This window comes from Dyadobacter bucti, assembly GCF_005869225.1.
Classification (GTDB): Bacteria; Bacteroidota; Bacteroidia; order Cytophagales; family Spirosomataceae; genus Dyadobacter; species Dyadobacter bucti.
Genome location: NZ_SWFP01000004.1, coordinates 286842 through 298252, shown reverse-complemented (window position 1 = coordinate 298252; position 11411 = coordinate 286842). Strand labels below are relative to the sequence as shown.

At 48.7% G+C, this 11411-nt stretch carries 7 protein-coding genes; 1 reads left to right on the top strand and 6 read right to left on the bottom strand.

What is annotated here, in order from left to right:
- The first annotated feature begins 355 nt into the window (after positions 1 to 355).
- Positions 356 to 832 carry a hypothetical protein gene (locus FBF61_RS15095; protein ID WP_138478594.1) on the top strand — a complete coding sequence of 159 codons (477 nt, stop codon included), beginning with the start codon at positions 356 to 358 and terminating at the stop codon, positions 830 to 832.
- Here the strand turns inward: FBF61_RS15095 and FBF61_RS15090 are convergent.
- From FBF61_RS15090 to FBF61_RS15065, 6 genes are all read right to left on the bottom strand, one after another.
- The gene (locus FBF61_RS15090) at positions 808 to 1140 is read right to left on the bottom strand and encodes a sigma-70 family RNA polymerase sigma factor (RefSeq protein WP_138478592.1); all 333 of its coding nucleotides are present in this window, start codon (positions 1138 to 1140) and stop codon (positions 808 to 810) included. The genes FBF61_RS15095 and FBF61_RS15090 overlap by 25 nt on opposite strands.
- Before the next feature lie 10 nt (positions 1141 to 1150).
- Positions 1151 to 3310 (bottom strand): FN3 associated domain-containing protein, encoded by a 2160-nt coding sequence (locus FBF61_RS15085; protein ID WP_138478590.1) that lies wholly within the window; start codon positions 3308 to 3310, stop codon positions 1151 to 1153.
- 13 nt (positions 3311 to 3323) lie between these two features.
- A complete protein-coding gene (locus FBF61_RS15080; protein ID WP_138478588.1) occupies positions 3324 to 4781 on the bottom strand; it encodes a DUF1501 domain-containing protein in 1458 nt (485 codons plus the stop codon).
- Positions 4782 to 4825: 44 nt separating this feature from the next.
- Positions 4826 to 7141, bottom strand: a complete 2316-nt coding sequence (locus tag FBF61_RS15075) for a PSD1 and planctomycete cytochrome C domain-containing protein (protein ID WP_138478586.1) — start codon at positions 7139 to 7141, stop codon at positions 4826 to 4828.
- A 422-nt stretch (positions 7142 to 7563) separates the two neighbouring features.
- Positions 7564 to 8196, bottom strand: coding sequence for a response regulator (locus FBF61_RS15070; RefSeq protein ID WP_138478584.1), 633 nt, complete (start codon positions 8194 to 8196; stop codon positions 7564 to 7566).
- A gap of 57 nt (positions 8197 to 8253) precedes the next feature.
- The gene (locus FBF61_RS15065) at positions 8254 to 11397 is read right to left on the bottom strand and encodes a sensor histidine kinase (protein WP_138478581.1); all 3144 of its coding nucleotides are present in this window, start codon (positions 11395 to 11397) and stop codon (positions 8254 to 8256) included.
- Between the last annotated feature and the right edge of the window lie 14 nt (positions 11398 to 11411).

Genomic DNA, 11411 nt, shown 5'->3' with positions numbered 1-11411 from the left:
AGTAGCCAATTGTTTGAAATTAATTTATTGTTAAGTAGAAATGCCTCTTTCTCAGAATCCAGGCAAATTCGATAGCATATCGATGAAAACGGGTCTATGCCATTGCAAAAGCAAGGCTGTCGCTTAACATATATATAATATCCGGAGTATTCCCTGAGGGTTTTTCTGATGTTGACAGGGAGACGGGCGGCGTGTCGCCTGGGCAGAGGCGCATGTCTGCCTTGTCAAATCTTCATGAAGTATTTCTTCCGTTCTTCATAATAAGTAACTTTCGAAATACTTATAAAACATGAGCTGTACGAATTGAAACCGGATGCCTGCTGCCAACCCATACTTTTTAAAAATAAAATCTGTTTTGCCCCTGTTCGCAGTCGTAGCCTGGGGCTCTGTGCTCGTGCTCGGTGTGGTAAGGTGGTGTTTCTTTTCGAGAAAATACCAGGCCCTCGAAATGAATGAGGAAATGTGGGAGATATACATTCCTGCATTTATTGCCTTTGCGCCCATTTGGTTCTGGATGAAATTCGAACGGCTGACTTTTAGTAAAAAACCGAAGGAGATGGTGATGCAATTGCAGCTGATCGGCTATTTTACCCTTTTTGGAATGCTTGCAATCTCACAGGCGTACCTTTCCACCTTTGAGAGTAAAATGGTGACGGTAAAGGATGTGAAGGAAATTGGAAAAATGCCGGGAGCAAGATATTATAAAATCGATACGTTTGCGGTGCATAAGTTCATCGGAGGGGCATTGACATTTTCCACTTTTTTTATCGGTTGCGGTATATACATGCTGCTGCTGATCAAGCCGGGCTACGAAAATTCCTCTGCTACGTAAAATTTCTGCCGCATGTAGGCATGGCACCCGGTTCGCACCGAGCCAAACAGATAGCTGCAGTAGGAAGAAGTAATGCTTTTATGGGCCTGGGTAATGTAAAACTGATAAAATACTTCACTAACCAACTCCTCAGCGACCTGACGGGAATGCACCAATCTCATGGCATGGCTGCAAAGAGGAGCATAGTAAGTTTTGAAAAGCAGTACGAAGCCGCTTTTGTAATCTCTTTCAAAAGCCTCCGCGTGATAGCTTTGTAAATTCCCTTCTTTGAGACCGGGTCTCTCTCCCTGTGTAAGTGATCCTGACATCCTTTGTTGTTTAATTGACAATCACTTCATCCAAAAAGACCCAGGCCTTTTTTCCTTTTGCCGGATGCCATGAGGGAAGCTTCGAAAGCGGCCTGGCAATGATCTTCAGACAACTCAATAGTTGCGGGTCAAAATTTGCATCAATCAGCAGCTCCCTGCTTCCCTCGATCATTTTACCGGGCAGCAAAGGTTTGATGGTTTTCAGGAGTTGAAGCGAATGCTCATCGCTGCCACCCCAAACTTCAACATGAGCCGGCGGAAATACAGACCCGCCTACATTGCACAATGTGCTTATTGTCAATGATCCTACCTTTGCAGGCTTATCAAAAAAGAATAGCGATTCAAAATTTGTATCCCGATACCCCAGCCAGTTGCCACTGCCGGTTTCAGTCGAACTTTTAATTCCGTCGGTCAGGCTTGCTGGCCCTTTTCCCTTGTACTTCGTATCAGGAGGCAGGATCAGTCTTACACTGTCGATATGATAGGTTGCTTTGATAAACATTTTATCTACTGGTGCGCTCCCGTACCAGCCAGCCTTAAAAGCACGCGCCTTGATGGTGGTGTTTTTAGTGATCGGGATCGGCTGCGAATAAATCAGCGCTTTGCTGCTGTCGGGCCATGTTCCATCGAGCGTGTACCGGATTTCAGTACCGGGTATCTGATGGTTCAACTTCACGCCGGTACTCCCCATCACGATTTGCTGTTCGTTTTCAATAACCGGTGGGTTGAGCGCTATGATCACGGTATCGCTCCGGAACCCTGTCTCGAAGCGGATTTTTTTATTCACCAGGGTCTGTTGCTCTTCTGTTGTCAACGCGGTACTCCACAGGTACACTTTTGTAAGGGAGGGAAAACTTTCAAGGGCTTTAATTTGGGAAATTTGAACGGCCGTTCCGCTCAGCGCCAGTTCCTTGAGATTAGGTAACTTTTTAAGCTCAGGAAGCGTTTTGCCTTGTATCTCTGTGAAATTAAGGAGTAGTTTTCGTAGCTCTGTGAATTGCGAAATGATTTTCAAATCCTCGTCTTTGACAGGCATTTTGCTGAAATCCATGGATACGATCTGCCCTTTGAGAGGCAGCAAATCGCTGATTTCACTGCTTTTAAATGCTGTTTTGTTATAAAAATTTACAAACAAGGCCGGGGACTCCGGAGCATAGGGCTTCACGACCCGGTAATTGGTATTCAATGCTCTGACCTCTTCGGCGTCGGCGGCTTCAAAAGTGTAAATGTCACCAACGCGGTGTCCGCCAAGGGTGTTTTTCGCATAGCTGTATACCGGGTTTTGCGGCGACAGCGTACGTACCTTCTGTTTGAAATCCGAACCTGCCCTCACCCATTCAGCAATTAACACCACTTCCTCTGCTGTGAGCTGCACCTTACCCCTCGGAGGCATGTGTTTTTTATCGTCCAGCGGCAAGTGAACCCGGCCGAGCAGAAGTCCCAGGTCTTTTTGAGTTGTATCCCAGAGCATTCCGCTTTTGCCACCTTTCAGCAGCAGCTCCGCAGTATGCATTTGCAGCCCTCCTTTCGACTTGTCCGCATTGTGGCAGGAGTAGCATTTCTGCTGCAAAACCGGCCGGATAAGATTTTCATAAACTTGCGCCTCTTCGAAGGACACTTTGCCAGCCGTTTCTTCCGAGAAATTTGATGGAATGATCAGAAAATCTTCTCCATGCGTGAGATTCCCACCCAGGTGGCCCGCCGCCAACAGCAACACGATAAATAAGAACGAAACAGATTTGGCAGGTATCTTCCAGGGCGAAAGGTAACGGGCAAGCCCATACCAGGCAACGCTCCCGATGGAAATGCCTACGCCAAGATACTTGTGCCACAGCAGCGTTGAAGAAACCTCACTGTCTTCTTTTGACAAGATAAATCCGGAGAATGCAGCAATTGTAGCTGTGAAAGTCCCCAGCAACAATAAAATGCCGGCCAGGTCTGCATTCCAGCGGGCCGAACCTTGTTTTTCAACGATAATCGTCCAGCATCCGTAGATCAGCAGGGCAACAAGTGGAAAATGCAATACAACCGGATGCAGCCGTCCGAGCGGAAACATCCAACCCGGAACGTCAAACCGGCTCTCAAAAACCAGTAAAAAAATAAGTAAACCATTCAGGAAAAAGGCCAGGTTGTAGATGATGGCCTTCCAGTCAGATAAGTAGTGACGCACGATCTTGTAACAATTAAGCGATAATCCCTTTCACCAAACTTCCCGCCACGTCAGTCAGCCTGTACCGGCGTCCCTGATGCTTGAAAACAAGCTTTTCATGATCAAGCCCGAGCTGATTCAGAATGGTGGCGTGCAAATCGTGGACATGGACCGGGTCCTTTACAATATTGTATCCAAAGTCATCCGTTTCGCCGTAAACAAGCCCCGGCTTTATCCCGCCTCCGGCCATCCATATTGTGAATGCCCTCGGATGATGGTCCCTGCCGTAATTGTCTTTCGTAAATGTACCCTGGCAAAAGTTTGTCCTGCCAAATTCTCCTCCCCAGATTACCAGGGTTTCATCCAACAAGCCCCTTTGTTTCAAGTCGGTTATCAATGCGGCTGATGCCTGATCGACATCTTTGCATTGCCCGCTGATTTCTTTCGGCAACCCGGCATGTCCATCCCAACCCTGGTGATAAAGCTGAACAAATCGCACTCCCTGCTCCGATAACTTTCTGGCCAAAAGACAATTGGCAGCGTAAGTTCCCGGCACAAGACATTCTGGCCCGTACATTTTCACGATCGATTCCGGTTCCTTGCTCATGTCCGTAATTTCGGGCACAGCTGTCTGCATCCGGTATGCCATTTCGTATTGCTGGATTTTTGCGGTGACCTCGGGATCCCCGAATTCGTTGAAGGTGCTCTGGTTGAGCGCCGCCAGCTTATCGAGCATTCTCCGACGCTCAGACCGGTCCATTCCCTCCGGGTCACCCAGGTACAATACCGGGTTCTCCCCGCTGCTGAATTGCACCCCCTGGTGTACTGAGTCAAGAAAACCGTTGGTCCATAGTTTGGAATAAACCCCCTGCCCATTTCCTTTGCCCCTGGAAAGCAGGACGCAGAAGCCAGGCAAATTCTGATTTTCACTACCTAAGCCATAACTCAGCCACGACCCCATACTTGGCCGGTTGCCTACCTGCGCACCGGTTTGAAAAAAGGTAAGGGCCGGATCATGGTTTATGGCGTCGGTCTTCATCGATTTGATAATGCAGATATCATCCACGATCCGCGCGGTATGCGGAAGCAGTTCGCTGATCCAGGTGCCAGAGTTACCATGCCGGGCAAAATTGAACACAGATCCTGCAAGAGGAAAGCGGGTCTGGTTCGACGTCATACCCGTAAGCCTTTGCCCGCCCCGGACGGATTCCGGCAAATCCTCCCCAAACATTTTATTAAGCAGCGGCTTGTGGTCAAAAAGCTCAAATTGGGAAGGAGCCCCGTTTTGAAAAAGATAAATGACGCGCTTTGCCTTGGGCGCGAAGTGCGGCAAACCCGATACGATGTCATTGACGCTGTTTTCCGCACCAGACTTAAAGATATCGGGAATAAGCAATGACCCTAGTGCTGCACTGCCCAAACCGAGACTAAGTTTCGATAAAAAATGCCTCCGGTTGGCGTTCATCCCAAAATCAAAAATCGGCTTTTCCATAGTGTTTTAATCATTTAACTGTTTGATCTCCATGCAGCTTATGTTCAGCTCTTGGTGATCGTTTCTTCCATATTGTAAATCGCACTGATCACGCGCATCAGAGCCGCTGCCCTGCTCACATCCAGTCGTTTCTCATGCGTGCGGTCCCCAACATTCAATACTGTTTTCGCTTTACGGGTATCCTTCGAGAATGTGGCTAATTCTTCATTGTAATAAGCTACCAATACCTGCATCTCTCCCTCAGTCGGCTTACGGCAGACGATACGCTGGAACAGCTCCTCAATTTTGTCGTCAACGGATACTTTTCCCGTGCTCATCCGCTCAGCGAGCACGCGGGAAGCTTCCAGCACAGTGGGATCATTCAGCATCACAAGCGCCTGTAGGGGCGTATTCGTCTTTTGCCGCTTCACTTCACAATGGTCCCTGTTGCTGGCGTCAAAAATGAGCATGGACGGCGGCGGAAGTGTCAGTTTGATAAACGTGTAAAGGCCTCTTCGGTACAAGTCCCCGCCCTTGTCCTGGATATACCGGGCCAGGCTGCCGCGGTTGGCGGTGGTCGCCTCCCATATTCCTTTGGGCTGATAAGGTTTGACACTCGGGCCGCCTATCTCAGGGTTCAGCAAGCCACTGGTTGACAAAACGATATCACGTATCGATTCGGCGGGAACCCGATATCGGGAACCTCTGGATAAGTATATATTTTCAGGGTCTTTTTCTTTCTTCTCCCCGCTCAGCTTGGAAGACTGCCGGTAGGTCGCCGAGGTGACCATTTGTTTCACCAGCCTTTTGACGTCCCATCCATGCTTCATAAAATCGACAGCAAGCCAGTCCAAAAGTTCAGGATGTGTGGGCAAGTCACCTTGCATTCCGAAATCGCCGGTACTTTTTACTAACCCTCTTCCAAATATCTCCTGCCAGATCTGGTTGACAAACACACGGGCAGTGAGCGGATTTTCTTTGCTTACAGTCCATTTTGCCAGTCCCAGCCGGTCCTGCGAATATTTTGAAGAGTCAAATTTCATGACTGCAGGCAATGCACTGGCTGTCACGACCTTTCCGGGGGCGTCGTAAACGCCACGGTTAAGAATATGGGTCGGGCGCAGCGTCTCATCTTCACCCATCACTGAAACCGTAATGCGGCTTGTGTCTTTGCTATTGATGAACGTGAGCAGATTTTTTACCTCGGCGCTGGAAATGGTCAGGACGGGGGTTTTGGCAGGACCGCTTCCCGCACTACCGTCAAATCCTTTTTCCTTGGAGGTGTTGAAAAAAGCAAACAGTCTGTAATAATCTTCCTGGGATACCGGATCGTATTTATGATCGTGGCACTGTGCACATTCCACGGTCAGCCCGAGGAGACCTGAACTGAATGTTCTGGTTTTATCAAGGTGATATTCTACCCGGTATTCCTCGGGGATAACACCGTCTTCTTCTGTGATCTTGTGGTTTCTTAAAAACGCAGTGGCCAGGATCTGCTCTTTACTGGCATTGGGCAGCATGTCACCGGCGAGTTGCCAGACCAGAAACTGGTCATAAGACATATTTCGGTTAAAAGCGTGAATAACCCAGTCCCGCCAGGCCCATTGGGTCCTTGCATCGTCATTCTGATAACCATAAGAATCAGCAAATCGCGCGACATCAAGCCAGTGGATTGCCATTTTTTCTCCGTAGGCTTTCTGAGAGATCAGCTCATCGACTATTTTCTCATAGGCTCCTTCCGATTTATCATTCATAAATCTTCGCTGAAGATCCAGGGAAGGGACCAGGCCGGTCAGGTCAATCGACACTCTTTTCAGTAATTGTTCTTTGCTGGCCACCTCATTGGGTTCCAGTCCCAACCCGTCCATTTTAGCGAGCACGAAGTAGTCGATCTCGTTTTTTGTCCAGGACTGGTTGCTCACCTCCGGCAGCGGACTTTGTTTAGGAACCGAAAAGGCCCAATGTTGTTCATATCTGGCACCCTGCGCAATCCAGTTCTTGATGAGGTCAATCTCATTTTCATTTAAAAGCCCCAGATGTGATTCCGGGGTGGGCATCTGGTATTCAGGATCTACCGAGGTAATTCTCCGGTACACTTCGGAAGCTTCAGGGTTTCCCGGAACGATTGCAAACCCTTTTCCATCTTTTAGTTTTGCATATGCATTTTCAGCCACATCGAGCCTGAGTCCCGCTTCGCGCTTATTCGCATCGGGACCATGACATGCAAAACATTTGTCTGAAAGAACCGGCCGTATCTGGAAGCTATAAGAAATATCATTTCCTGAAGACTTTTTCCCTGACGGGATCCTCGTCCAGAATACAATAGAAATGCCAATGACAACAGTAGCAAGAATCCAATATCTGACGTGTAAAGCGTTCATTTAAGCTAAATAATTTCGGTAATAACAGGTCGCCTGAGGGACCCATCCGAATGCTACGGACACCCCCAAGAATAATGCAAACTTACAACAACGAAGTCCTATAAATTAATGATAGATTGCTCATTTATAATACAGGATTTGCCCATGGTACCCCGGTAGCAGAGCGCACAGCATCCTGCGAAATCCGTCACCAACAACTGCATTCCGGGGAATTTTGTCATAACCAAGCTCATTCTTCACCCGTAACAGGATAAGAATGCCGCGAAAACCCAAAAAGCGAGCCCCCGGATAAAAATGACACGCCGGTTGGCAAGGCCAAAAACCGCAGGGTCGAATTTCTTAAAATCTGATGAGTTTGGCTGGACAATGCGTCACGAAAACGGGCCGAACGAGCATGTGCATCAGTTCCCCGGTCTGGCCTTTTATACCAGCCTTTCCTTAATTGCAAGACTGACAGCCTCGGTAGCGCTATTTACGTAAAGCTTGTCGTAGATATTCCGGATGTGGTTGTTGACCGTGTTGTAGGAAATACCGCATTCAGCTGCGATCAGTTTGTAACTGTAACCTTTCACCAAAAATCCAAGAATGTGCTTTTCGCGGTCGGTGAGATGGTAATCTTTTTTTTCCTGATTTTCAGCAGAAAAGTACCGCAGCACCTTGGCAGCAATGCTACCCGTTATAGGCGCTCCGCCTTCGAGCGCTTCCTTCAAGCTTTCCAGAAACCGCTCAGGACTTGTCTTTTTCAGGAGGTATCCGTTGGCACCCGCACGCAGGCTGTCGAATATACGCTCGTCTTCCTCGAAATTCGTCTGGATCAGCACAGGTAAAGCGCCAAAGTGCTTTCGCACGAGCCTGGTTGCATCAATGCCGTTGATACCTGGCATTTCAATGTCCATGAGGACGAGGTCGGGCTTTGAGCCTGAAATATCGTTGACCACGTTTTTTGCATTGTGAAAAGTGCCTGTACAAGTAAAATCAGCAGAAAGGTTCAGCAGCATTGCCACGCTGTTGAGCCTTTCCTGATTGTCGTCAAAAATAATGATCCTGAATGCCATACAGTAAAATTAACGACTTGGCAGAAAGTAATACATAGCAAATATTTGCCATACTCATTATGTTTTGAAAATCAATGTGACCACCGTACCCTCCGTTGCCCGGGACCGGATCGTGAGCTGACCGTGCATCTGGGTGGCACGCTGCTGCATGTTGGTAAGCCCATTGCCCTTTTTGACAAAAAGCGGATCAAATCCCCTGCCATTATCTGTGATAACCATTTGTACATGGCCTCCTTCATAGTTTATATGCACACGCAAAACATTGCATTCGGCGTATTTGGCCGCGTTGTTCATGGCTTCTTTAAAGATCAGGTAAAGGTTTTTACGCGTCTGCATGTCCAGCTTTGTGTTTTGAAGCCGCGGATCTGTTTCAAAATGAAAAGCAATGCTCCGGGACTCTGCCAAGCCACTGCCAAAGCGGAACATGCGGGCAAACACATCTTCGATCTCGTCACTACCGGCTTCTACACTCCAGATAATGTCGCTGAGCCCTTCCTGCACTTGCTGGGCATTGTCTTTTATCTTCCGGACCACCTGCTGATGTTCGACTTTATCGATCTGCATCAACAGAGCCTGGCTGTAAAAGGTAATACTGCTGAGCGTGCTGCCGATCTCATCGTGCATATCAGCGCTGATGCCGTTCCGTATCTGCTGGATATGCAGGACTTGCCTGAGCCGGTAACGGTAGAACAGGTAGAACATGATGCCGATCCCCAGTGTGCAGAGGATAAAAAACCAGGGAGATTTGTACCAGGGCGCCAGTACTCTCACAGCGGCCCGCCATTCCTGCGAACCCCAGTCCGCGCCAGCCACAGAAACCTGCACCCTGAGCTGGTACTTGCCGGCCGGCAAACTGTTCAAAAGCAATTTATTGCCGTTTTCAAACATCTGCCAGCGATCATCGTCCCACCCTTCCAGTTTGTATCGAAACCGGTTGAGCGCGGTATTTTGATAATCGGGGCTCATGAAGGAAAATGCAAAAAGGCGGTCACCTGGTTTAAAGACGATCTCCATACCCGACTGATGGTTTGTAACAGTGTCGGTACGGTTGCGGTCGGAGGCGTACTTGGAGTATGAGATCAGCTGCAATGCGCGCTCTTTTTGGGCACTGGTATCAAGCCGTGCCGGATCGAAAGCGACGATACCGTTCAGGCCGCCAAAGTAAAGGGTACCATCCTTTGATTTAAGATATGATCCGTGGTTGAACTCCGTGTGCGGCAACCCGTCGGACAGCCCGTAGTTATGGAATTTCTGCGTGCGGGCATTGAAGCGCGATATTCCTTTATTGGTGCTTAGCCAAAGATTTCCGCGTTCGTCGGGCAGAGCTGCATAGATGTTGTTATCGGGCAGGCCATCCTGGACAACAAAGAGCCGCGCTTTTTTCTGAACGGTATCAATGCGGATCAATCCTTGTCCTGATGCCGCCCACAATGTATTCTCGTGCCAAACGGTATGGAATATCTGCAATGCAGGAAGTTGGATCTTGTCTCCCGCAGCTTGTCCGTAATGCTCTTGAATGGTGGCATCCTGATTTAAAACATACAAACCATTGGTCGTACTGACCAAAATGCGATGATGGGGCCAAGGCATGAAGTAATTGACCCTTTCGTTTTTAATGTACCGGCCTGCCTCGTCATTGAGCAGCACTGGTTTCAGATTTCGCGTATCAATAACGCCCATTCCACCCCAGGTACCCAACCAGAAAGTCTGCTCATTCAGTTGATAAAAAGATGTAAATCCGCGACCGCTCACAAATGGGAACTCTACCGGATAATACTCCAGACTGACGGGATCGATCCGGAGAAATTGGGTGCCATCGGTCACTGCATATATCTGGTCCTTTGCAAACAAAAGCTTGTAAGGAAGTACCACATCGCCAGGAATATTTTTAGGTCGCCGCAACATCAAATGCCTGACGGAGCCTTTTTGCGGATCAATCTGGTGGAGCAGGTATGTTTTACCGGCTACATTGAAACCATAGGAGCCTACCCAGATTTTGCCTGAGCTGTCCTCCGTAATGCCCCGTACGCTGCTGCCAATATCACCTGGTTTTTCGAGTGGGACGCTCAGGTATTTCTGGAATACTTCTCCGGTGAGCGTGATTTTAAAAAGACCGTCCACACACGATATCCAGAAACAGCCGTCGGAGCTTACCAAGGCTGTAAAAAGATAGGTAGCTGCGCCCGATCTCTGCTGCAGCCGGGTTGTCAGGTCGGTAAATCCACCCGTCTTCTGGTCCATGAACCCAATTTTTTCTGACGATTTATACCATATATGTCCTTTTTTATCAGGGAAAATCAAATCGGGGACCATAGGGGCACCGATGTCCGCTGGCGGGCCGAAAGTTCGCTTTCCGAAGGAGTATTTACGCATCAGGCTTTTCTTACGGCCCCTGTGCTCGTAGTAAACGACCAGTCCTTCCGCATCTTGCTGCACAACACTGAAAACCCTGAAGCCGCGGGCACGGAGATCTTCACTCAGTAAATTGATCCGTCGGGCAAACTTTGCTTTCGCATCGATTTCATCCAGAAAAGTATTGTCAATAACTGCATAACCATTGTTTTGATCATCATAAAAAATCCGCGTAACCAGGTTTTCAGCTGAAAAAACATGCGGAGAGGCTGCCGGTGGAATGTATACCGCCACAGGGATGTGATCCTTATTGATCTTGACCAGCTTACCCCGCGGAATCACCACCCAGGCATTCTGATCCTTATCAAAAAAAACATCAAGGTATTGCTTGGAATCCACGCCTTTGATGCGGCGGGAAGGATCAATTGTTGTGCAGGTCAGCTGCACCGGGTCAACAACACTGACTCCATTGTTATGCGCCACCCAGATCTCGCCGGCGGGGCCGGTCCGTAACTGGTTGATCAGCGTGCGACTGCCTATCGAGCGGGTGAGCATTTCCGTGAAATTTTGAAAGGCGTACCCATCGTAGCGCCAAAGGTCCTGGCCCGTACCCACCCACATAAAACCGCGGCCATCCTGTGCCAGGCAACGTGTATTCCTGCTGGGCAATCCTTGTTCAGGCCCCAGTAGCTGAATGTTGATACGGGTCTGCGGCGCCTGTGCCAGGCAGGTGCTGACGCCGTTTTGAAACACTAAAAAAAATACTGCGAACAGATGGGTTTTCAACGGTAACCGAAGGAGCTTAAAATTCGGAAATTCGCGCAGCACGCCAGGGAAGACTGAGTTCATGAAAATATTGAGCA